The following is a 24362-nucleotide window of genomic DNA, read 5'->3' on the forward strand; positions in this document are numbered from 1 at the left end:
TTATTCTTCTTTTAAAATATTATTATTAAAGAAAAGTTTTAAAGCATTGGTATATTTTGAAATAAATAAAACTATGTTAGGTAGAATTTCAACAACATAACCACCTAGTAGCAACCTTAATAAAGATAAATTAATTTCATTTAATAAAATTTCAAATTTGTCTTCATTTTGGTTAGGATTTTCAGTTAGATAAACCTCTCCGTCAACTTTTTGATATTTAGCAATTTCTAAATTTAATTCATCTATATTTTCATCTGGGTTAACAACCAAATCAAAAGATTGTGTTTTAAAACTTATTGCTTGATTATTAGATGATTCATATTTAGCTAACATCGGAACTAGTTTGTTAAGACTAAATTTTGGATTTAAATTAAAAGTAATTACAAATTTTTGAAAAAGTAAATCATATTTATTTTTAAATGCCTTTTTAACTTGTTCCTCAAAGTTTTCAAATTCCTTTGAATTAAAACTTGAATTAAGTTTTAACAAAACAGAAGCAAAGAATTGTTTGTAACTGACGAATTTTGATTCTGAAACAAGTTGGTTATATGAGTTATAAACCTCTAAAAGTTCAGGTGTTTCAACTAGTATAGTTTTATTTTTCATGAGTAATTACTCCTTTATTTTTAGATGCAAAATTAATTTTTTGTAATCAAACATAAGTGTAAATAAGAATTGAGATAAAGAACAATCCGACAACAATTAAATTAATAATGGTAAGTATTTTAAGTAAGGAAATTGGGGTAGGCGCTGATATCAACATAAAGTTATCTTGAGCAACTAACAAGTGATTTAAAGCATAGATAAAGATTAATGAGCTATGTAAAAATAAGGAACTAAGAATTGCAAAAATTGATAATCGATTTATATTTTTATGACGAACAATATAATGAATATAAATTGCTGCAGAGAAGATAGTTATAGCAAAGACATTATATACATAATCGCTTGGGCTAGATATAACAAAGATTGAAACTGTTAATAGCATTCATAACAATCCTTGTGTTAAGGACATATAAATGGTAAATAATGCAGTATTTTTATTTTTTCTAAAGAAAAATTCAATCCCAACAAAATATCCAGCTGTAATTAAGAATCCAATTACTATGAATAAAATGTATAAATAATTATATGAATCACCACCATCTAATAAGGTAAGACGATTTCGCAAATTGATAGTCATTGTTTTAATAACTAATAACAATAAAACACCTATAATAGCAAAATATAAAACAAATTTATCTTTAGAAGCATTATCAGAAATTTCATTTTCACTATAACGAAGTACTTTTTTGATATTTGCTCCTAAAATAGATAAACCAACTAAGATAAATAATAAAATAATGATTACTAGGTTTTTAGCAGCTTTAACATTAAATAATGCATCAACAGCTGCTCAATAAGAGTTTTTGCTTGAAAATAATAAGTATTCTGAACCTTTTATTAATTCGTTACCTGGGACTGTTGCTCTAATGGTATCTGGATTTTCTTGTGTAGGTTCAGGAAAATAAGCATTTGCATCTCATAAAAACATATTAATTAAGGTAAATAATAACAAGATAGTATGTGAAACTATTTGAATTACCAAAGGTCATATTGAAGCATATAAAAGTGGTTCTGATTTACGTTTATAAATATAAGTATATATTTCATACGCAACATTAATTAAAAATAGCGGAATTAATAAATAATACAAATTAAATACATCGTGAGCGATTGTTGTGGTATCTTTGGTTAATGCAAAAAAGAGTGAAAACAATGATATAAGCGATAAAGTGAAATATAGTAAATAAAAAATTAAATAGGTTGCAATACGTTCTTTTTGTTGTTCTATAGATTTGAAGTTTTTAAACACTGAATAAAAGAACACAAATACAAGTGGACTAAAGCGCAGCATTATTACAGCATTATCTTGCCTTGAAATTACTGAATTAAAGTTAAATAAATCTGAATATGGTTTATCCGAAGCAGATTGACTAAGTAATGATGTAAGGAAAATAGATTTATCTAGCAAGTTGACAACAACTAACACCGAAATTACAAAGAAAGAAACTAAAATATATTTATAAATAGTGCTTCATCAACTCTGCGATTTAGAATTAAGTCGATTGCTATAATCATTATAAATTTTACGATTGATTATGACTTTATTAATTTTGTTCATTATTTTCCTTGGTATTTTGATATGTTAATAGATTATTAGTAAATTTAAATTGTTCTGGGATGTTTTCGCTTGCAAATCCATTTGGAAATAAGTTAGTTTTACCGACATTTAACTTAGACATTGCTTCACGATATGAATTCTTTTGATCTTTTCCACCACCATAAATTAAATCATATTGTGGTAAATTATAGCTTCCATATAATCCATTATAACTGTATCCTTCGGATCTAAATGCTGCTGCTAAACCGGTTCTTGCTGTTGGATTAGAATAATGATAAATTCCAACTAACTCGTTTTTTTGGTTTCGAACCGACGAACCAGATGCACCACCACCTGGAGCATATCAACGTGGCATGTATTCTAAACCAAAGTTGATATATTGCTTATTATCATCAGATGTATATAGGTTTTGTAATGGACTTTTTCCGTGAGATAAAACAGGTGCAGATAAGAAAGCATCAGTAAGACCAGGTTTATCAATAAAGGTGCGATATGCTAAATCGTATGATAAACGGTTCCCACGAGCCAGTCGTTCTTGGGTTTTTTGATCTGAATCGTTTTCTCCTACCTTATAGTCATAAAAATCAGGATCAGAATTAATTCATAAGGTCCGATAATATTTTGCTACATTAATTTGGTCATCATCAATATATCTTTTTAGATAAAAATCTCTTCAACTACCTGAATCAGCTAACGGGAAACCTAGAATAAATAATTGATCGTATTTATTTAATGAATTTTCTTCGTTTTTCTTAACTGCTAAGGGGACATTAATCTTTTGATAATCTTTTAAATACGAATTAGGTAAGAATTTAACTTTTTTATCATCTGGTAAGTCCTTATAATCATTAGTAACCAATTTTGCTAATGCTGCAGCATTGGACGCTTCATTAGTATTTATCAAAACTTTTGATAAATCTGCTTTTGCAAAATCTATTTCTACTACCGCAAAATCCGCAAATTCTTCAGCATTTTTATATAAATCTTTTTGTGGTTCTGCTAAATAATCTGATGGTTTAGTATTAAGAAAATCACGTGCATCAAAAACTCTACGAATTGCTTCCTTGTTAAATCCAAAAGTTCTAAACATTGCAGGACTATTTAATCCAACTAATTTTAAGGTATTTAACACAGGATTAACATCCTTATTCATTCTGGTTATTCCAAAACCAACAAACCTTCCTTCTTTAATCGCATCAGCAACATGTAAATTAGTTCCAAAATAAAACTTAGTTGGGTAGCTTCCATCATCTGGAATTTGATAATCCATAATTCACATTGTTCCACCAATATTATCTTGTTGTTTAGCAAAAATAGGTAGGGTAATTAATGAATTATAAGCAACAGATGAATTAATTTCATTTAGAACTCTTTGCTTTACATCAGCAGGGAAATTTGCTGCTTCAAGTTGCTTGCGCATTGGTGCTTTATAAATTTCTAAATAATCATTTACAAGTTTATTAACTTTTGTGTAATCATTATTATTTTCTTTAACAAGTTCGTTATAAACTTCATCACGAACATATTCTTTTCATTGCGATCCTGGATTTTTAGTAAGTCTTTCAGTGTAATATTTAACTCTTTGTGGATCACTTAATTTTTTTATAAATTCAGTTAAATCTTCTTTGTTTTCAAGTATTTTAGCAACTTGATTACGAATATTTTCATCACCGGAAACTAAGAAGTTCCCAATATTAATTGCATATGTTTGTTTTGCAATATCAACATATGTTTGATTAGGTAGTGTACGAGCTAATCCGGTTGTTTTAAACGGTTCTTTCTTACCATATGAATCAACTCAACTCGGATGTGCTGGTTGTGATTCTTGATTAATATATAATCCATCCACACTCCCATCTGATTTATAAACAGGTGTAGAAAAACCTTTAACAACACTGCTACGATAATCAGAAACACCTACCGACGCTGCTTTTTGATTAAAACTTGCTATTTCAGATGCACTTGTTTTTTTGAAAAGTCCACCACTTAAACTCTCCCAAGAACCATCAGCAGATGCATATTTAACAAATGAATCAGTATATTTTTGATTATCATAATCATATCTTTGTTTTAAATCTTTATTAAAGTAGGTTTTGAATTCGTCATTACTTGGAGCAGGGATATGGATAGTTTCTTCCATACCTTGCTTAAATCCACTGATATCATAACTTTTCACAATGGTATCTTTTTTATTAGTAGGATTGGTGAATTCAACATATATAGTTAATTTACCTTCTTGATTTGCCTTAGCACGATTATTTCCATCTAAAGTTGCATTAGTTAAAACTGCATTAAACTGATTTATGTAGTTATCTTTAACCTTAATGCTTCAATTTTGCAAGTTATCAAAAACTTTTGTAGGAAGTGTATTTTCTTTTGTGGTAGGAACTAATGTGTTTGTCGCAACTAATTCAAATTGGTCATCTGGTTTTAATGAATTAACTATTGTAGCAAATTCTGCTTTTGATATAGGTTTAACTGGTTTTTGCACACCAACAGATTGTCCACCTGAACCACCGGAAGAACTTGAACTCCCTGGGTCATTAGAACTTCGTGTTCCATCCTGATCAGAAGAACTTTTTGCTCCTCCTGAATCGGTTGAACTAACTGAACCACCTTTTGTTACTGAACCATTAGTATCTTTTTTGTCCTCTTTGGTTCCACAAGCAACAGCAATTGTTGCTGGAATTAATAAGGATGCAGATAAAATACTAAATCGTTTTATTTTATTCATATAACCTCCTAAGTTAATGTAAGATCATCTTCTTGTTGACTATATACAGCAACTGTATATCCATTTGATTCAAGTTGTTTTTTTAACTCTATTGCTTGTGGTTGTACATAAATGGTCGTTTTATTAAGTTGTTTAGCTAAATCAAATAAATCTTTTAAATAACCTAATCCACGTGATGTTAATTGATCTGAACCGGTTAAATAAACATATTTAGTTGTATTGTTGTTACTAAATATTATTTTTGCATCTGGTGGACCCGGTTCTCCTTTAGCGATGTTTTCAAAACCTGCATCATTTAATTCTTTAGAAGAAATGTTAAAGTATTCTGAATCATTAAATAATAATAATCTTTTAATTTTTCTTGGAGCATTTGATGTTTTAACTACATCTGAGAATACTAAACCATGCAATGAACGAATTGATGGTGCTCTAGAAAAATCAAGACCTAACGGATAACTGTTTCCACTTTCATTGTTATCGGGATGGTTTCCACCTCCACTTTTTCCTTCAAATATTTTTTCATTATTTCTAGTTCAATATGCCATTCTTAAACCATCATTAATTCTTGAATATGGATCAGAAGTGTTCTTTTTTATATCACTTTCTTCAAAAGCAAGAGAGTCAAATACAATTCTAGTAGCTATATTTGAATTCGCTGGATAATCTCTACTTACATTATAATCTAGTGTATTAACCCAAGCGGTTTTACGAAGAGCTAACGGGTTAATTGATCATTTTTCTGAAAGTGCATTTCCGGTTGTATATAAACCTAATTCATCGATTTCTTTGTATTCTAGCTCTATTAATGCAGATGTATTTGCAGCAGATGCATCGAAGAATAATTCTAATTGAGGGATTTTTTGTGGTAATAAATCTAAAATTTCTTTAAATTTTTGGTTTGCTGATGTTGCGCCCATATTTAAGAAACGATATGAAGTTATATTAATATTATCTTTTTTAAATCCTTCCAAAAGTTCTTTTGTTTTAGCATATGCTTTAGAATCAAACATATTAATTTCTAAAACAGTTCCTTCATTAAGTTGTCCATCGACTTTTTGCTTTGCTGTAAGTTTATAAATATTAATACCTTTTATTCCTTGAATATCATATTTAGCAAATCTTGCTTCATTTTTTATATCAGTTTTATTTCAGTCTTTATAATTACCACTTAAAATTGAATCACCATCACGGCGAAATGGTCCTGAGATCCTAAAGGTTCTTCTAGTTTCATTATCTCTTGTTTGTACACCTAAAACTGAGTTAAATTCATCTGGTTGACCAAATGCACGTGAGTTAATTTTTCCATCTTCAGTGATATAAATTTCTCTCGGATCTAAAACAAATCCTTTTTGTAATTCCGAATATGCACTTGGATCTATTTGGGTAAATTTAGAAAAGTCAATATTTTCTATTAAGAGTCAATCACGAACTGTTTTATCAGGGTAATTTTTAAATTTTTCATAATCAGCTGGATTCTTTAAAAAATACTTGATATTAGGTGAATCTATTAATCTACTGTATTGATATCGTTTTATTTCTCAAACTCATGGTTGTTGATTAATATAACTTTGAATATTAGCATCGCGTTCAGTTTCTGTTTTATATTGTTTATCATCAAAAATTTGCTTAATAAACCCTATTGTATCATTCGGATTATCATGTATGGTTTTAAATGCTGCAACTGCATTAGATAAAACCCTGTTAGTCAGTTGGTCTGTAACTGTAATACTATTTAGAACCTTATTTATTTCCTGTGAATATGGTCTTCGATTAGCGATATCACGTTCTACATCATATTGAGCAATTGTTCTTCCTGGATTTTGTGTAACATCTGCATCAACAGGTACACCTTGAATATATATTTTATTCGATTGTTCTTGTTTAGGACTAAAGTTTTCTTGTTTTTTTACTTCCTGCTTTGGAGGTTGAGCAATTGGTAATTCTTTCTTTTCGTCTTCTTTTGGTGGGGTTATAACGATTTGTTTTATTTTTTGTGCTGAAGCAGGTTCACTCTTCTTTATTTCTTGTTTTGTTTCAGGTTTTGGTTCATCTTTTTTCTTTTCAGGAACTTGTTTTAACTCTTGTTTTTCTATCGGTTTTGGTTTTTCAATTTGATTTAAAATAACTGTTTCCTTAGTTTTTGTCACTTCTTTGTTTTCATCAACTTTTTTAGTTGTCTTAACAGTAGGTTCATCTATTTTTTTAACATTTTCTTTTGGTTTAGGCAAATTTAAATCAACAGCTGAACTAATACCAGCTGTTATATCAGTATGATTTATATTTTCTAAAACTGGTTTATTAATTGATTCAGGTAGGTTGCTAATATTATCTGACGATGAGGTGGGTGAAAAATTATACAGGACTGAGCCAGTGACACTTGAAACAAGTGATGTACCAACTACTAAACCACTTAATATCAAATATTTTCGTTTTAATTTTATACTCATATGACACTCCTTCGATTGACACGTATATATATATATATATATATGAAATATATGCATACATATCTACTTAAAATGTCTTCTATACTGTTATTATAGTATTTTTACTAAAAATAAAAGATTTTTTTCTTTAAAAAGTTTTTACTTTTATTTTCTAATGCAAAATTATATTATTTTTTCATTTTATAAAAGAAATTCATAAAATTTTTTTATAGCAGTATTTTATGGTAAATTATAATTTTGTATAATTAAATTATGAATAAACCTAAAATTATTTTTATCGACTTAGATGGAACAGCAATTGATGGTCCTGGAGAAAAGTTTTGACAAAAAGAAGTAACCGAATTTACTAAGGAAATAGTTAAAAAAGTTCAAAATTTTATTCCAATTGTAGTTTCAACAGGACGGGGGGTTAATCCTAAAACTCTTGCTATTGTTCAAAGTTTAGGTTCAAACTCTTATATTGCTTGAAATGGTGCACAAACTGTTATAAATGGACAAGTTGTACATTCAGTTGTTATTCCAAAAGATATTGCTAATGAATTATTTGATGAAATAAAGAAAAATAAATGCTTTGTTGTTTATGATTCTAATCCAAGAGAACATGCATATACCAAAAACTGATTTTATCGTCTAGTAATGGGTTTTGGTAAAAAAACAGCAAAAAAATATTCACAATATAATAAAGATTTTGAACCTGCTAAAGCATTGATTTGAAGTCTATCAAAAAATAAGATTTTAAAGCTGGCTGAAAAATGAAGTGAAAAATTTGATGGAAAATTAAATGTTTCTTTATCTGGAAGCAACAATATTATCGAAATAACAAATGTAGGTATTTCTAAGGGTTCAGAAGAGGCAAGATTATGTGAATTATGAGGAATAGATCCAAAAGATGCGATGCATATCGGTGATTCAATGAATGATGCATCTGCTAAAGAACATATTGGTAAATTAGTTGCAATGGCTAATGCTGTTCCTGAATTAAAAGAAATTGCTGATGAAGTTACAAAATTTCCTTGTTCTGAATCTGGATTAGCTCGTTATATAGAACAATTTATAAAATAAGCAGATTTTATCTGCCTATTTTAATGTCTTTTGAATTTGTTTATAAATGTCAGAATTAGTTGTATCTGAAATCTGTGCAAGAACTTCATTAAGTAGTTTTGCTTCTTTTCTAGAAATATCAGGAACTATAAAACTTAAAATAACAATTAAATTACCAACTCCATATTTGTTTTTAACGCCCTTACCTGGAATTCTAATTTCTTGACCAGATACATAACTTCTTTTTAATGTATAACTTACATCACCATAAGGTGTAGGAATTATAATATCTTTTTCTGCTAATACATCAAAAACTGATACTGGATAATTTAAATATAAATCATTATCTTTGCGTTTAAAATGTTTATGTGGTTTAATACGTATTTGAATATACATATCTCCTGATGATCCACCATTAATTCCCGGTTCACCATAACCATCGAGTCTTAATTCTCTACCATCATCTATTCCTTGTGGGATTTGTAAGTTAACAGTTTTAAGTTGTCTTTCATATTTGTTACCACGACATACACTACATTTTTTAACTATTCTTTTACCAACTCCACCACAAGTTCCACAAACAACATGCTGTTGCATTTGTCCAAAGATACCACGTGCCACTTTGGTTACATGACCACTACCTCTACATGTTGAACAAGTTTGGATATCAGATGCACTTTCAGCTCCACTTCCACCGCAATGTAAACATATTTCATTTTTATACATCTTTTGTTTAATATTTTCACCCATTAAAGATTGCATAAAAGTAATTTCCATTGTTGCATGGATATCTTGACCCTTTCGTGGTTGATTGCTTGTTTTGCGAGAACCACCACCAAAACCTGAAAATATTGATTCAAAAATATCACCAAACCCTTCGAAACTACTTGCAAAATCCGAATAATTTGCTCCATTTGCATATTGTCCATTTGCTCCAGCATGTCCAAATTGATCATATGCAATACGTTTTTTAGAATCTGAAAGCACTTCATATGCTTCATTTATTTCCTGCATCTTTGTATGACTATCTGCATCAGTTGATTTATCTGGGTGATATTTTTTAGCTAACGAACGATAAGCTGATTTAATCTCTTGCTCGCTTGCTGTTTTACTTACTCCTAAAACTTCATAATAATCTCTCTTTGTACTCATAGTATTTAAATTTTAGCACATTTTTTGTTTATTTGCTAATTTTTTAATTTTTTATTCTTCTAATTTAATAAGATACTTTTTAATCTCACTATCACTTTTATCACTATATTTTAATAATAAAAGTATTTCTTTTTCATTTATTTGTTCATAATTAAAATCAATTTGCCCTTTTTCCTTAGCAAACCTACGGATAATATCTTTGATTATTTCTTCAACTATTTTTTTATCTAAAATATAATTACCATACTCGTCTTCTTGAACATATTTAGCAAAATACCTAGGTTCTAGAATTGGAAAAGATGTTGCTATCTCTTTCTCTTTAATAGGAACCGTATCTTCTTTATTAGTATTCTCTTCTTTAACTTCTTCTTTTTTATTTACTACTGTGTATATTCCATAACCAACTCCTGCAATCGAAAAGCCTACTAATATAGATATTGTGAATTTATAAATCTTCTTCATTTTTCTTTCTTTTAATTCACTGATTAAGTTTAAAAGTATTTATGTCATAGAGTTTCTCAATTAAAACAGAGTATTTAAAAATTTGTTTTTTAAATTCTTCTGAATTATTTATCGGCAATTCTTGAATAATTAATGAATTGGCTTTACTTGGTTTGCTCAATGCTTTAAAGTTTTGTTTGCGGTTGATTATAAACTTTGCATAATTTGTTTCAATGTAAAACTTAGAATTCAACTCACCTGAAAAGTTTTTATTTACTACAACTGAATTATCAATTTTTTGAATCAATTTTGCATCTTCTGCCTTTGCAGATGTAACAAAATCAAAATTGTAGCTTATCTTATTAATTCCTGCTACTTTTTTATCTGCTAATTCTATCTTTTGCTCTTTTTTATCTTTATCAAAACTTGCTGCATAATTACTTTTTATTACATCAAAAGACGTGGAGTTTGGTAGATATTTTTCTATTTTTTCATCATATGATTTATCGCGATAAACATATAATTTTAAAGGTGTTGTCACACCTTTTGATGTATTTAAATCATCAAAAGTTAAAAAGACATTCCAATACCTTTTGCTAATCTCTAACTTTTTATTATGAATACGATAAGTAATAGAATAAGGGATTAAAAGTTTTGCTAAATTTTCTTTTATGATTAAATTATCAACATAATTTTTAATATGATTTTCTTGGATTTTGATTTTTCTTAAAGGTTTATCATCATCGGTTGCTAAAACTATCGAAATTTGCTTGTTCTCATTAGTTAAATCATAAATTAAACCAAATCTTTGCAAACTTGCATCAAAGATATCGTGATCTTTATTACCATAAAAAATATGCACTTTGTATTTATGAAGATTTTCAACTGCATTTGCACCATTTAAAGTTCGAAACAAAATTACAGTTTTCTTTGCACCTAAATTTCTTATAATTTCTATTTCAAAATTTCTGTTAAATGTTTTTACAACTTGATTATCTTCAATATTATATGTAACATTTTCAACAATTAACTCACTGCTTCGCTGGACATCATCATAATTATAATAATAAGGAATCATAAAAGTAACCTACAAACTGATTAATTGCATCTTTTTTATACTTATAAAAGGTTGTTTTAGAAAAGTGTTCTTCATATCAAGTTGTTTTACTCCTAGTTGCACGATCTAAATAGCATTTTTCAATAATCCAAGCATTTCGTGGTGTAAGATAATTTAAAATTGTGTGAATAATATCATTTTTATCATTTAGTTTTCTTTCAAAATTTTTTAATTCAGCAATCCTATTTTCTTCTGTCTCTAAGGTATTAAAACGAATCCTAATCAATTTCTTACGAATATGATCTAAATATTTTTCATATGAATCAAATAAGGATTTCATAATTTTTAGTTTAAAATTATAGTTGTTTTTGTTCTTTAATAATGTGTCTTTTTTTAAGTCAATTTTAAATACAAATTGATCATCTACGTACGGTTTTATTTCTGCCATAGTTTTCCTTTTTCTGAGGTTTCCCCTTTTAATTTATAACATTTATAAATATAAAATTATGGAAATTATTACAGACGAACTAAATACGGACTAATACGGGAATTTTTAATTGAAATTCCACATTTTTTTTACATAAATATATAATTTTATATAATAAGAAAATGAACGAAAATATAGCAGCAATTAGTAGTGGTTCACGAATAAATCAACCGATTTCTATTGTTCGTGTAGCAGGTCCAGATGCCGTTAAGATAGTTAAAAAAATTTTTAATGGTAAGGTTGGAGATGATCATCAAATTACATATGGTCATATTTTTGATAACGATATTTTAGTTGATGAAGTCTTGATAATGTGGTTTGTCGGTAAAGAATCGAAAGGAAAAATAATTTATAACAATTATGTTGGTGAACCCTTGATTGAAATTAATTGTCACGGTGGAATTGTAGTAACAAATAAGGTATTAGAACTACTTTTAGCAAATGGTTGCAGATTAGCAGAAAAAGGTGAATTTACCCGTAGAGCATTTTTAAACGGTAAAATGGATTTAGTTAAAGCAGAGGCGATACATGATTTAATTATGTCACAAACTACTTCACAAGCATTTGCAAGTGTAAATAAATTTAACGGTAAAGCATCACAACTGATTGATGAATTTTCTAATGATTTAGCTTTATTAATTGGTATTTGTGAAGTAAATATTGATTATCCTGAATATGAAGATGTTGAAAAAGTTTCTACTCCTTTGATGCTTGAAAAAGTTGAAAATTTAATTACAAAACTTGAGCAAATTGTAAAAGTTTCTGAAGATAGTAGATACATTTTTGACGGAGTTCATGTTGCTCTTTTAGGTAAACCTAATGTTGGTAAAAGCAGCATTTTAAATACATTATTAAGCGAAGAAAAAGCAATTGTAACTGATATTGCAGGAACCACCAGGGATTTAGTTGAAGCAAGTTATCAAATTAATGGGATTTTATTTAAACTTATTGATACAGCAGGATTAAGAAAAACAACAGAAGTAATTGAACAAATTGGGATAAAAAAATCACTTGAGCAAATTCAAAAAGCTGATTTAGTGGTTCACATCCTTGATCCAAGTCAAAAAGAAGATGAATTTGATGAAATGATTTTTAAAGAGAGTCAAAAACTAGGGAAATTTTATATAAAAGTTCAAAATAAATCGGATTTGGTTAATAATAAAAATACTAACATTGTTAATGTTTCTGCTTTGAATAATGACATCAAAGAGCTTGAAGAAGCAATGGTTAAGAACTTTGCAGATATTAACATTTTTGATGAAAGAATTTTTAATAACACTCGTCAATTATCACTAATAAAATCTGCACTAAATTCAATCAAGGAAGCAAGAAAATCCTTACAAAACGATCAAACTTACGATGTGATTATTATTGATTTATATAATGCTTGAGATGAGTTGCAAAATATCAAAGGAAACGCTAATCGCGAAGACCTTTTAGATGTGATGTTTGCAAACTTTTGTTTAGGAAAATAATGTCAAATAAAAAAAACAAATTTATCGACGCTCATTGTCATTTGTTTACAGAGTATTATAAAAAAGAAGAGATTGAAAATATCGTTGCTGGCATTAGCAACAACAATATTGAATTTATAATTAATAACGGGGGCTCTCACAAAAACAATCTTGAATGTATCAATCTTGCTTTGAAATATCATTTTATAAAAGCTTGCATCGGTATCCACCCCGAATCTGGTGAAGGTGAAAATGGCTATCTGCAAGTTGAAAAACTTCTAAATGAACATCAAAATTTAATTGTAGGAATCGGTGAAATAGGTTTAGATTATTATTATGAAGATGGTTTATCAAAAGAAAAACAATTGCTTAGTTTTGAAAATCAAATAAAATTAGCAAATAAATATAATCTTCCTGCTGTTATTCATATCCGTGATAAAGAAAATGTATATCAAGCTTACCGAGATGTCTATGAGATATTAAAAAAATATCCGAATTTAAAATGTATGTTACATACTTTTGCAGGAGATTTATATTGAGCAAAGAAATTTATGGAGTTTAAGAATTTATACTTTTCTTTCAGTGGTGTAATAACTTTTGGTTCTGCTGATAAAACCAGAGATGTTATTAAAATGCTTCCACTTGACCGAATTTTAACTGAAACTGATTCTCCTTATTTAAGGGTACATCCATATCGCAACCAAATAAACGAACCTATTACAGTTGTTTATGTTGCTTATTATATTTCAGGTTTAAAATCAATCGGAATGGATAAATTTGTAGATCGAATTAATCGAAATTTAAGGAAGTTATTTAATTTATAATGAAAAATGTAGTATATGCTAAAAAGAGGTTTGGTCAAAACTTCTTAATTGATAAAAATATTATTAATAAAATTATTAATCTTGTTGGAACATATGATTATATTGTTGAAATAGGTCCAGGTAGAGGTGCATTAACATTGCAACTTATCAAAATTGCTAAATCTGTGTATGTATATGAAATCGATCCGGATATGGTAAATGTTTTAAAAGAAAATATCAATACAGAAAGCTTATTTATCTACCAGCAAGACTTTTTGAAAGTCGATTTATCAAATCTACCTAAAAGCATCATTGTTGCAAATATTCCTTACTATATTACAACTGATATTCTTTTTAAAATTTTTGAACACCGTGATAAATTTTCAAAGGTGATTTTGATGGTGCAAAAAGAAGTAGCTCAGCGTATTGTTGCAAATTATAAAAGTAAAGAATATTCCAAACTTTCTCTTTCATGTCAATTTTTAGCAAATGTAAAAATAGAATTTGTGGTTTCTGCTTCTTGTTTTTCCCCTGCTCCAAAAGTAGATTCAGCAATTATTTCCTTAGAATTTAAAGATAATATTGATAACTACACCTGAAATACGTATAAAGAATTTTTTAAACTGTGCTTTATAAACCGTCGTAAGAAGCTTATAAGTGCATTGAAAAGTGTTTATTCGATGTCTGATATACAATTTGCTTATAACTGTCTTAAAATGCACGAAAACATACGAATCCAAGAGATTCCAATAGAACAAGTGATTTTGCTGTATCAATATTTAAATAAACGAATATAAAAATCTGGCCTAAGCCAGATGTTTTATTTGCATTTTTCTAAAAAACTTTTAACTTTTGTTAATATGTTTTCACTTGTAAACCCATTGAGATGATATACAAAGTCTCCGGGTGCTGAGTGACCAAAATCTTTGGCAAAATGTCCATCGAATTTTTGATATAAAGCTAATTTATATCAAAGTGGATCATTTGATGCTTCAACTGCAAAGTTAGGAAGTTTATCTAACCCAAGTTTTGAAATTAATTCACTGTCATCTAGCAATAACTGTAATGATGGAACTGAAATCACATTAGCAACAATATCACTTCTTTTTAGTTCTTCTGCTGCTTTATATACTAATTCAACTTCTGAACCTGATGCAAGTAAATTTACAACAGCTGATTTATTTTGTGAAATAAAGTAGGCAGGTTTAAATGTTTCTTTTTGTAAATTAAATGACTTCATTGGTTGACGGGTTGCAATAATTGCTGATGGTGTAGATTTTGAATTCAATGCATATTTAAATGAATTCAACATCTCATTTTCATCACAAGGACGAAATACTAGATAGTTCGGAATACTTCTTAAGGTTGCAAGTTGTTCAACCGGTTGGTGGGTTGGTCCATCTCCCCCAACTTGATATGAATCGTGACTAAATACAGCGATGTTTGGCAGTTGCATAATCGATGATAATCTCAATGCTGCCTTTCCATAATCGGCAAAAACTAAGAATGTTGCCCCAAATGTTGGCATTCCAGAATGTAATGCAATCCCGTTGTTAATTGCAAACATTGCAAACTCTCTAATTCCGTATTTTACATTACGATCACTGTTAAATCCTACTTTTGTAGCCCCTCTTAAGTCAGCAGAACCTCCTAAGAAGTTTTTGTGATTTTTATCCAAATAAATCATAATTTCATCAACATAGTTTCTTGATGCTTGACTAGTTTGCTTAAATTGAAAATCTTTGAAATCAAAATGTTTTTCTTTGTTAATAAGTTGTTTTAATTCGGCTGCTAATTCAGGAAATTCAGTTTGATAAGCTTCTAATTTCTTCTCTCATCTTGAATAAAATCCGTGTTTGGTTTTTAATAATTTTGAGCCAAATTGATATGCATTTGGATCATATTCAAACGGGTTAGTGTAAGATAAACCTAAATTTTGCTTATATTCTACTGTCGCTTTTTCATCTAAAATTCCATTATGTCCTTTAGGTGAATTTGCAACCTTAGTTCCGAAAGCAATTGTAGTAGGAACCTGGATGTAACTTGGACGTGTGCTTTTTTTAGCATGTTCTAATGCAGCTAAAATTGTAGCAGGATTATTGTTTTTTAAAATTTGCACATTGAAATTTAATGCTTTGAAATATTTTTCAAAATTGATATTATTTACTTCTTCAGAAGCTGTATCAATTTGCATATTATTATAATCATGCACTAAAATCAATGAATCGAGCTTATTGGTTCCAGCAAAGGCACATGCTTCAAGAGCGACTCCTTCTTGAAAATCTCCATCTCCACAAAGAGCAATAACATTATGATTAATAATGCGATGTCCTTCACGGTTGAAACGATTTGATAAATGTTTATTTGATAAAGCCATACCAACAGCCATACCAACCCCTTGCCCTAATGGTCCAGTTGATGCATCAACATAATCCAGTTTTTCAATTTCTGGATGTGATGGTGTTTTAGAATCATACATTTTATGTTGTTTGATATCTTCTAAGTTAAGTAATCCCATCAAATGATATAACGAATAAAGTCCCATTGAACCATGTCCTGCTGATAAAACAAAACGGTCACGGTTAAATCAATGTGGATGTTCTGGTGAGAATTTTAAGCTTTCTCCAACAATGGCATAAAATATTTCTGAAGCACCAAGTGCCATTCCGATATGTCCTTGTTTTGCGTGATTAATTCCATCTATTGCTACAGCACGCATGTTAGCAATGAAATCTTTATGGGTAAAGTTTTTTTTATGCATTTTGTAGTTGATCCTTCTTTCTTTTGTCAAAAACAAATCTTTTGATAAGTCCATCTGTGACTAAAGCAAGATAACCAGCAATAATTACTCCAAAAGCTACGAATTTACCAACTTTTGGTATTAAACCAAGGATACCAGGAATAAATCCAATAAAGTAATCAGTATCTCCTCAGTTAAGTGATGTTATAGAAATATTTTTAGATGTTTTTTCAATTAGCACCCCTAGTTCATTGGTTGCTGTTGGAGCTCAATTTCCTACTACAAAGATTACAGGAATGAATGTGATAATTAAACCTACCACAAATGGTCCAACAATTGCACCAATGATACCACCTTATGATATTTCCAAACACCCCCGATGTTGCACCTAAGAAAAAGTGTGGAACTAGTCCTGGTAGTACAACTGCAGGTATTAATGCCGCTTTACCAAGTCCAATTGTGATGAACATTCCTATTATACCAGCAATAAACGAAGAGATAAACCCAATTATTACAGCATTTGGTGCATATGGAAATACAACCGGACAATCCACGGCGGCTTTAGAATTTTTAATTAATTTGTCGCTAAATCCTTTATACATCGGAACTAGTTCGCCAACAAATAATCTTACACCTGCTAAAATTATTTCTACCCCTGCTGTAAAGGTAAACGCTTGCACAAACATTGTAATTACTCAGTTTCCTGATGTTAAAACTTCATATGCAGCAGGTGCATTTTTATCGTTAATTTTACCTATTTCATATAGGATACCACCTGGTAAAAAGGCAGCTAAATAGAAAACAAATACAGTTATGGAAATAGAAACTAAAGTATTTCTAAAGAAAAATAATGATTGGGGAAATTTAATTTCTTTAGTTGATAAAACTTTTCCTTTCTTTAATTTATTAATTCCTTCTCCTATTAAACCTGATAATGCATATCCGAATCCACCAGTATGTCCTAGTGCAATTTCGTTGCTTCCAATAATTTGTTTCATATATCTTTGTTGGACTGCAGGAGAAAGCACCATATAAATTGCCATCAAGGCAGATGCGGTAAATAAAGCAAGAGCAAAGTCGCCTGGTTTATGTTCAAAATCAAACCCAATGACATACATAACTGCTGCTAACATTAATGAACTGTAATAAAGCACATGTCCAGATAAATAAACATATTTAAATCTTGATGTAAGTGCTAAAACAATGTTTAACAGCATCGCTACCAGCATTACAATTGAACCTAGGGTAGCAATTGATGGTAATGCTTGAGCAAGTGCTCCTGCAAATGCATCGTTGTTTGGAATAATTCCATTTAATCCATAAACTGATTCAAAAACAGGTTGAAACTTATTAAGTGAACCAACAAGTACACCTGCTCCACCACCTAGGATTAAAAATCCAACAATGACTTTAAATGTAGAAATTATTACTTGGGATGCCTTCTTACGTAGCACCAAAGCACCTATCATTGTAAAAATTCCAACTAATAGGGCAGGTGTACCAACGAATGCCTTTAAAAATCCAAGCAATCATAATAAAAATGCCATACATCCTTTCTAAATTAAGTTTAATAATGCTTTTAACTTAGTTTCTAATTCGGTTTTTGATAATATGTTGGTTAAAACAACCATTCTTTCTTTTGGAAAATCTAGTGCTGGAGCAACATCTGCTCCAACTACTACATAATCTACACCATTTTTGCTAAATGATGAAATATTAGTGTGTTCAACACTGTCATATTCAACACCTAATGAATCTAAAACTGATTTAACATTCATCTCTAATAGTAGTGATGAACCTAAACCCGAACCACATACACATCTAAAATTCATATTTACTCCTTGTTAATAAATTTATAAATTCACTTTTATCACTTACTGCTAGTGCTTTTGATTTGAAATCTACATCCATAAAGTATTGTGCAAACTGTGAAATCAACTGAAAATGAGAATCATTATCTGGAGCAGATAATGTGATAATTATTTTTGCAACTTTATCTTCTTGGTCATTAAAAACAATTTCTTTATCCAAAATTAATGTTGATGTTGCTGGTTCAATGCAGTGTTCTCCTGCTGGTGCATGCACTAAAGCAAGACCTTTTTCTAAGACATAATATGCCCCATATGTTGCTGTGGATTCTAAAATCATTTCTTCAAGTTTTCAAGTTGCTTTTTTATTTTCAACTAGCATTTTTACACCGATATGGATTGCTTGTTTTCAGTCTGTTATATCTTTTCGAAACTCTAGCATAATTAAATCAAATAATTTCATCTTTTCTCCTATTTAAATTTTATAAATGCGACAGTAATAAACAAAACAAACAACCAAATTAGCATTATAATAAATACTAGGAAAATTATTTTTCCACCTTTGGCTGTTGTTTTGTGCTTATATTCTTTTGGTATTGGTAAACTTTTGATATAAAAGAATTTGTTTGGATTCTTAGCAATTATTAATGATTCATTTTCTTTTTGCTTATATAAATTTTTTAGTTGTTCATCATTTAATGATTTTAAATACTCCAAATCCATTTCATATTTATAAATAAGATGTTCAATAATTTTCTCTTTATTCATCATTTCCCCAATGTTTAAATTTATAAACAATTTCACTTATAAATTTAATATAAAAATTACTATATTTGCTTAAGATAAATAGCTTTTTATATTTTAAATTACTCAATATCAATACAAGATGTTGGTTATAAAAATTTTCTATAAAATAATTTTTTGTAAGTATATAAATTTGTTTAGATAATTTATAATTAACTCCAAAATCTATTGTTATTACAATCATTATAAAAGACAAAATCATAATAAAAGCAATTCAAAAGTTCATCATTAAAACTATTCATAAAACAGTTGTTAATATAAATACAAATCACTTTAAAATTTCTTGGTTGATATTTCATTTAGCACTTGTTAGTTTTGTTTTATAATAAAAATAAACTAAGTTTACTAAAGCATATATATTTGAATCAAGATACTCCTTATCAAGATATAAAATTGATCTTTTAATATCCAATGATGTTTTAAAATATGATGTTTTTAAACTTATAACAAATGATTTATGATGTCTTGATTCAATATCTTGCTTTAACTTAACCAAAAACCTATCATTAATATTCAACCCAACTCTTTGATACTTAATTTTTAAATTAAACGAATAAACAAAATGAATAAATAGTTGTATGAGTAAAATTATTATTAAAACTAACGCACCGAAGATGTTAAATTGCATTATTGCTTTTTTTAAATAAGTTTCTTTTCAATAACATCTCAACAACTTTTTCTGCATTTAAATTCTTTTTTGATAACTGTGAAATTTCTTTTGAAAGGGAGTTTATATTTAAGGTACGATATGGACTATTATTATCGATTAATTCAGATGATATATTTTCATCTATGAGTATTATTATTTCAAAAAAGTCTTTAATTTTATGATTCATTCATTTATTTATTTCATTTAATCAACACATTTTAAAGTTTTCTTTATATTTACTTTTCTTATTTGCTTGCAGCAGGATTCTGTTTGAATCTATCTTTATTTTTTCAAAATTTGAACTTGTTATAATGTTGCTAATAACAAAAATTTTTTCTTGTGTTATTACAACACCAGTTAATATTGAAAATCCTTTTTTAGCATAAGAATTTTTTATTAAAATATTGGTTAAAACACTTGATTGAGTAAGGTTTTTTAAGATTAATAACTTATCTACTGTTGCTTTTGAAGTATATCCGATTTTGTTGTTAATATTTTTATCTTCTTTTTTGTTTACTTTCAATCAAATTCTTCAGATAATAACACCTATTAAAATAAATCCTAACAAAGTTGATAAAACTATAATAATAATAGTTTGGAAAGTCATTAAAAATTATCCTTTCATCAGTTACAAAAATCTTTTTCATCTGCAAATGAGTATATGATAGAGCCACCAATCGCTACATCTATATTATGCAAACTAAATAAATATGCATTTTCTTTTCTTAAACCACCATCGCTATATATTTTGATGTTCGAGTTGATATTTTTGATAGTTTTTGTTTTATCAAGAAGTTTAGGATTTAACTTTTGTCCTGTTCTTCCTATAACATCAATTGTCATCAAAAGTATTTTTTGTGAATTTATAATAATATTTTTATAGTTTATTGGGTTGTCATTTGCTTGTAGTATAATCCCAAAATCTATATGTGGATAATCATTTTTGATTTTATAAAATTCTGTATTTACCATTCCCATTGGGATAAAAATTGTTTTAAAACCTATATTAATTAGTTTTTTGATATGTATATATGGATTACTTAACATCAAATGTGCATCAAAATGCACATTTTTATATCTATTAATTAAAAACTCTGCTTGATAAAATGTAACCCCAAAATTACTTACATAAACCCCATCCATAAAATCAATATGAATGTGTTTCATACCATTTTTAACTAAACTATCAAGTTTTGATAACGAAATGTATGAATTAAGTGCAGCAACAGATTGTGAATATTTCATAAAATCTCCAATTACCCATAAATAATTTTATGCTTCCTATATATATATATATAGCGAATAAAGTTGTGTAATATAGGATATTAATGAATATTTTTTCATTTTTTTGCCACATTATGATAATTTGATTGAAAAAGTATGGAAAATAGTTTATAAGTATATATTTTAAAAATGGTAAAGTTTTGGCTCAGAAGCAAATATGTTATTTAAAGTTAGAATGTTCATAATTAAATTAATGCATTAAATATTTCTAAATCAACCAAAATACATCTAATCAATAAATTAAAAATTTATATTAGATATTCATATATAATTTTATAAGGAGAATAATGAAAGATATATATTCGATCTTAATTTTGTTATTAATAGTTGTTTTTTCCTTTAAATTCATAAAGGACACTTTCGATGTAAGAAAATATTATATAAATAATGTTATTTATAAAACTACTAAATCATGAATGTTATATAACTGAATAATCTTACTTTTTTTTGCTACCATAACTTTTATTTTTTTATTATTATTTTCTGCAAAAGTTATTTTAATAAAAAGTTACACTGAAAAACAACAAGAAGAAATCATTAACATAATTTGGTATAAAACTTGAATAATATGAGTATATATTGGTTTGTTTTTAATTTATCTATCATTAATTAGTTTTAATATATATTTTTATATTAAAACTAAAGTAAATATGCATATAAGTGATCAAGAATTTAGCAATTTTGATAAAAATCGCATAAACGATTTTTCTGTTGAAAATTCATATTTAATAAAGCGCAAAAAACAACGTAGTGGGGTTATCGAACAACAAATTCGTTTTCAAGACTACATTTCTGTTGCTAGATTAAATAGATGATTTGGTAAAAAATTATTTTATAAGTCAATTGTAAATCGATGTTTATATTTTTATTTAAGACAACCACAAAAACTGACTGCTAAAGGTCAGCAGTTTAAAGATACTAATGAAGCTTTATTAGTTTTAATTCACGCTGCTGTAAGATTTATAAATAACATATCAATTAAAAAAATAAGGATAAACGAATTATGAAACATTACTAAGAATTTAATTAACTAAATTGTATAAAAATAATATGCAAAAAGATTAATAATATTGAAATTTATTAAGCTTTTTTGTTACTTTATATATTATCAACATTTTTCGTTTATTATTTAATTAGATATTGCATAAAACGAGTGTAAATATTAAAAAACTAATTAAAATGAATTTAAATATTAAACCTTATATTTGCTATATCTAAGAATCAACTATTATTTTATTAGTAGTTGTTATTTATAATAAATTAAGGAGTTGTATTGAAAAAGAAAATTAAGATGCTAATAGGAACTTCATTATTTATTACATCAATAGTTCCAATGGTAATTACATCAAACATAAATAAGAATTTTAATCAGAAAATAACTATATCAGAGAACTGGTATGATAATTTTAAAGAATTTAAAATAGAAGTTAGAGATTCATTTATCAATCAATTGTCATTAACTAAAAAAGGTTTAATGATAATAATTTTGAACTTAAAATTTTACTAAATCATCAATATAACCTAAATGATGACACACAGAAGCCTAATATAGTTTTTTATAAGAGCAACGAATTTATTAATAATGTAAAAATTACCGGTAATTCATTTAAAAATTATCTAGTAAGTGAAGAATTACCAATTGTATGGTTTTATTTTAATAACGAAAAACAGAGAGAATTGTTTGTTAAGTCACTCAAAGAAGATGAAAATATAGCAAAAATTATTTTATATACAAATAATATGAAAATCCCCAAATCAACAGTAAACGATAATTTTCTTTCTGACCTTTATTTCGATAAATATACTGGATCATCTGGTGGTGGTTCAAGTAATACAAATTCGTATAATTTTTCAAAATATGATATATTAAACAAAAATGATATATTTAAAATCTTAAATTTTGAAAATGGATATAAAAAGAGTTTAACAGAGACAGATAATAACAGTTTAGATGTAGGAGTTTTAGAATTTGGTAGTGTTTTTGATAAATTTAAGACAGATAATTTTTTCGCAACTTCCGTAGAATTTCTAAATAATGATATAGATAACAAAAATAATACATGAGAGCATTCGTTAAAAGTATCATCAATTATTGGTGGTGAAGAAGGTTTCGATAAATCAGCAAAATTATATATTGCTTCATTCAACTCTAGAAATGGCAACTGACAAACTAAATTGGAAAAATTAATTAAATATTATGGTATTAGAATAATTAACCATAGCTATGGTATGGAAAAAGATTGATATAACAGATTTTATTCTGAAGAGCGTTTCTTGTTAGATTATTTATCGTGCAAGTATGGAGTGATTAATGTTATTTCTGCCGGAAACGAAAATATCGGTGATCAAAATTCTGGTTGAATCAATAATTATTCTCTTTAATACAATTCTATAACTGTCGGTGCCCTTGATAAAAACTATAAATTTCCAGTCAAAAACAACAAATTAGCATTATATTCAAATTATAAAACAGATAATGCTAATGGTGGTCCAGCAAAACCCCTAGTTGTTGCTCCAGGTTATTTTAATTTTAAAGATAGTGATGGTAGAGAAGGAACATCGTTTGCTGCTCCTGCAATAACCGGATTAATTTCAACATTATTAAAATTAAAACCTAATTTAAATAATGAATTTAGAATTCCAGTAATCAAAAGTATCCTAAGTGCAGCTGCTATTTCGATAAGCGACAAAGAACATACAAAAAACAAAAACGGATTTAGTGATAAATACGGTGCAGGGATTCCAGATTTTAATAATATGTTAATTGCTGCTAAAAATATTGAAACTTTTTCTGCAACTGACTTTGGTTTTCTAGATTCTATAAATAAAGAAAGCAAACATTTTAATGCTTCAAAAGGTGATACCATAAAAGCAGCATTATCATGACTATTTAATGCTGGAATAACTTCATTATTCAGTCATTCTGGGTTTCCACTTATATATCCTGATGCTGATACAAGAACATATAACGGTCCTTTTAAATAACATGCAGAAACACTAGAAAATAAAAATGAATTAACTAATGAGTTTTATGGTCCATTTTTATACAAACAACTAAAAAAATTCGGAATTTCACAATCTTATTCTGATAATTATAAAGGTTTTTCTGATTATAACTTATCACTTCAAGAATTTGTTGATGGTAAATGAATTACTGTTGATACTTCTAATTCAAACGATTCAAATGATGAACTTATAGAATATAAAGTAAATCACGACGGAGTTTTTAGGTTATTAGTTACAGGTTTTTGAAGTTCTTTTTACAAATATTCAATAAAGGATTTAATAGCATTTACA

Annotated in this window: 25 protein-coding genes; 8 read left to right on the plus strand and 17 right to left on the minus strand. The window is 27.8% G+C overall.

What is annotated here, in order from left to right:
* From ACXYRR_RS02535 to ACXYRR_RS02550, 4 genes are read right to left on the minus strand one after another with little or no spacing between them, the layout of a single operon-like run.
* Positions 1–606: an MSC_0623 family F1-like ATPase-associated protein gene (locus ACXYRR_RS02535; protein ID WP_458597649.1), complete on the minus strand. Its 606-nt coding sequence runs from the start codon at positions 604–606 to the stop codon at positions 1–3.
* Positions 596–2164, minus strand: a complete 1569-nt coding sequence (locus ACXYRR_RS02540; RefSeq protein ID WP_458597650.1) for an MSC_0624 family F1-like ATPase-associated membrane protein — start codon at positions 2162–2164, stop codon at positions 596–598. The genes ACXYRR_RS02535 and ACXYRR_RS02540 overlap by 11 nt, the downstream gene beginning before the upstream one ends.
* Positions 2151–4898 (minus strand): Ig-specific serine endopeptidase MIP, encoded by a 2748-nt coding sequence (gene mip, locus ACXYRR_RS02545; RefSeq protein ID WP_458597651.1) that lies wholly within the window; start codon positions 4896–4898, stop codon positions 2151–2153. Before mip ends, ACXYRR_RS02540 begins: the two co-directional genes overlap by 14 nt.
* 8 nt (positions 4899–4906) lie before the next feature.
* The gene (locus ACXYRR_RS02550) at positions 4907–7345 is read right to left on the minus strand and encodes a putative immunoglobulin-blocking virulence protein (protein ID WP_458597652.1); all 2439 of its coding nucleotides are present in this window, start codon (positions 7343–7345) and stop codon (positions 4907–4909) included.
* A gap of 252 nt (positions 7346–7597) precedes the next feature.
* Here ACXYRR_RS02550 and ACXYRR_RS02555 point away from each other — a divergent pair, with 252 nt between their 5' ends.
* Complete coding sequence (locus tag ACXYRR_RS02555; protein ID WP_458597653.1) at positions 7598–8407, plus strand: Cof-type HAD-IIB family hydrolase; 810 nt, start codon at positions 7598–7600, stop codon at positions 8405–8407.
* A gap of 15 nt (positions 8408–8422) precedes the next feature.
* On the opposite strand, the gene dnaJ is transcribed toward ACXYRR_RS02555, so the two are convergent.
* The 4 genes from dnaJ to ACXYRR_RS02575 are packed head-to-tail and all read right to left on the minus strand — an operon-like array spanning position 8423 to position 11484.
* Positions 8423–9538 carry a molecular chaperone DnaJ gene (gene dnaJ / locus ACXYRR_RS02560; protein ID WP_458597654.1) on the minus strand — a complete coding sequence of 372 codons (1116 nt, stop codon included), beginning with the start codon at positions 9536–9538 and terminating at the stop codon, positions 8423–8425.
* A 51-nt stretch (positions 9539–9589) separates the two neighbouring features.
* Entirely contained in the window at positions 9590–10000 is a 411-nt protein-coding gene (locus tag ACXYRR_RS02565; protein ID WP_458597655.1) for an MHO_1590 family protein, read from the minus strand.
* Complete coding sequence (locus tag ACXYRR_RS02570) at positions 9984–11057, minus strand: hypothetical protein (RefSeq protein WP_458597656.1); 1074 nt, start codon at positions 11055–11057, stop codon at positions 9984–9986. The genes ACXYRR_RS02565 and ACXYRR_RS02570 overlap by 17 nt, the downstream gene beginning before the upstream one ends.
* Positions 11038–11484 (minus strand): MG284/MPN403 family protein, encoded by a 447-nt coding sequence (locus ACXYRR_RS02575; protein ID WP_435128739.1) that lies wholly within the window; start codon positions 11482–11484, stop codon positions 11038–11040. The genes ACXYRR_RS02570 and ACXYRR_RS02575 overlap by 20 nt, the downstream gene beginning before the upstream one ends.
* 161 nt (positions 11485–11645) lie before the next feature.
* On the opposite strand from ACXYRR_RS02575, the gene mnmE reads away from it, so the two are divergent.
* The 3 genes from mnmE to rsmA are packed head-to-tail and all read left to right on the plus strand — an operon-like array spanning position 11646 to position 14577.
* On the plus strand, positions 11646–12998 hold the full coding sequence (gene mnmE, locus ACXYRR_RS02580; protein ID WP_458597657.1) for a tRNA uridine-5-carboxymethylaminomethyl(34) synthesis GTPase MnmE: 1353 nt from the start codon (positions 11646–11648) through the stop codon (positions 12996–12998).
* Entirely contained in the window at positions 12998–13801 is an 804-nt protein-coding gene (locus ACXYRR_RS02585) for a TatD family hydrolase (RefSeq protein ID WP_458597658.1), read from the plus strand. Before mnmE ends, ACXYRR_RS02585 begins: the two co-directional genes overlap by 1 nt.
* Positions 13801–14577, plus strand: coding sequence for a 16S rRNA (adenine(1518)-N(6)/adenine(1519)-N(6))-dimethyltransferase RsmA (gene rsmA / locus ACXYRR_RS02590; protein ID WP_458597659.1), 777 nt, complete (start codon positions 13801–13803; stop codon positions 14575–14577). The genes ACXYRR_RS02585 and rsmA overlap by 1 nt, the downstream gene beginning before the upstream one ends.
* Positions 14578–14600: 23 nt before the next feature.
* On the opposite strand, the gene ACXYRR_RS02595 is transcribed toward rsmA, so the two are convergent.
* The 9 genes from ACXYRR_RS02595 to ACXYRR_RS02635 form a co-directional block, all read right to left on the minus strand.
* A complete protein-coding gene (locus tag ACXYRR_RS02595; RefSeq protein WP_458597660.1) occupies positions 14601–16541 on the minus strand; it encodes a transketolase-like TK C-terminal-containing protein in 1941 nt (646 codons plus the stop codon).
* Positions 16534–16761, minus strand: coding sequence for a hypothetical protein (locus ACXYRR_RS02600; RefSeq protein WP_458597661.1), 228 nt, complete (start codon positions 16759–16761; stop codon positions 16534–16536). The genes ACXYRR_RS02595 and ACXYRR_RS02600 overlap by 8 nt, the downstream gene beginning before the upstream one ends.
* Complete coding sequence (locus ACXYRR_RS02605; protein WP_458597662.1) at positions 16739–18067, minus strand: PTS ascorbate transporter subunit IIC; 1329 nt, start codon at positions 18065–18067, stop codon at positions 16739–16741. Before ACXYRR_RS02605 ends, ACXYRR_RS02600 begins: the two co-directional genes overlap by 23 nt.
* 9 nt (positions 18068–18076) lie before the next feature.
* The gene (locus tag ACXYRR_RS02610; protein WP_458597663.1) at positions 18077–18352 is read right to left on the minus strand and encodes a PTS sugar transporter subunit IIB; all 276 of its coding nucleotides are present in this window, start codon (positions 18350–18352) and stop codon (positions 18077–18079) included.
* Entirely contained in the window at positions 18342–18791 is a 450-nt protein-coding gene (locus tag ACXYRR_RS02615; RefSeq protein ID WP_458597664.1) for a PTS sugar transporter subunit IIA, read from the minus strand. The genes ACXYRR_RS02610 and ACXYRR_RS02615 overlap by 11 nt, the downstream gene beginning before the upstream one ends.
* An 8-nt stretch (positions 18792–18799) precedes the next feature.
* Positions 18800–19096 (minus strand): hypothetical protein, encoded by a 297-nt coding sequence (locus ACXYRR_RS02620; protein WP_458597665.1) that lies wholly within the window; start codon positions 19094–19096, stop codon positions 18800–18802.
* Positions 19089–19649: a hypothetical protein gene (locus tag ACXYRR_RS02625; protein ID WP_458597666.1), complete on the minus strand. Its 561-nt coding sequence runs from the start codon at positions 19647–19649 to the stop codon at positions 19089–19091. The genes ACXYRR_RS02620 and ACXYRR_RS02625 overlap by 8 nt, the downstream gene beginning before the upstream one ends.
* 100 nt (positions 19650–19749) lie before the next feature.
* The gene (locus tag ACXYRR_RS02630; protein WP_458597667.1) at positions 19750–20388 is read right to left on the minus strand and encodes a hypothetical protein; all 639 of its coding nucleotides are present in this window, start codon (positions 20386–20388) and stop codon (positions 19750–19752) included.
* Positions 20388–21026, minus strand: coding sequence for a beta/alpha barrel domain-containing protein (locus ACXYRR_RS02635; protein WP_458597668.1), 639 nt, complete (start codon positions 21024–21026; stop codon positions 20388–20390). The genes ACXYRR_RS02630 and ACXYRR_RS02635 overlap by 1 nt, the downstream gene beginning before the upstream one ends.
* Positions 21027–21352: 326 nt before the next feature.
* On the opposite strand from ACXYRR_RS02635, the gene ACXYRR_RS02640 reads away from it, so the two are divergent.
* From ACXYRR_RS02640 to ACXYRR_RS02655, 4 genes are all read left to right on the plus strand, one after another.
* The gene (locus tag ACXYRR_RS02640) at positions 21353–22099 is read left to right on the plus strand and encodes a hypothetical protein (protein WP_458597669.1); all 747 of its coding nucleotides are present in this window, start codon (positions 21353–21355) and stop codon (positions 22097–22099) included.
* Between the two features lie 239 nt (positions 22100–22338).
* A complete protein-coding gene (locus ACXYRR_RS02645) occupies positions 22339–22572 on the plus strand; it encodes a hypothetical protein (RefSeq protein WP_458597671.1) in 234 nt (77 codons plus the stop codon).
* A 233-nt stretch (positions 22573–22805) separates the two neighbouring features.
* Positions 22806–23447, plus strand: coding sequence for a S8 family serine peptidase (locus ACXYRR_RS02650; RefSeq protein WP_458597672.1), 642 nt, complete (start codon positions 22806–22808; stop codon positions 23445–23447).
* A 63-nt stretch (positions 23448–23510) separates the two neighbouring features.
* Positions 23511–24050: a S8 family serine peptidase gene (locus ACXYRR_RS02655; protein WP_458597686.1), complete on the plus strand. Its 540-nt coding sequence runs from the start codon at positions 23511–23513 to the stop codon at positions 24048–24050.
* The last annotated feature ends 312 nt before the right edge of the window (positions 24051–24362 follow it).

This window comes from Mycoplasma sp. 246B (assembly GCF_054353935.1).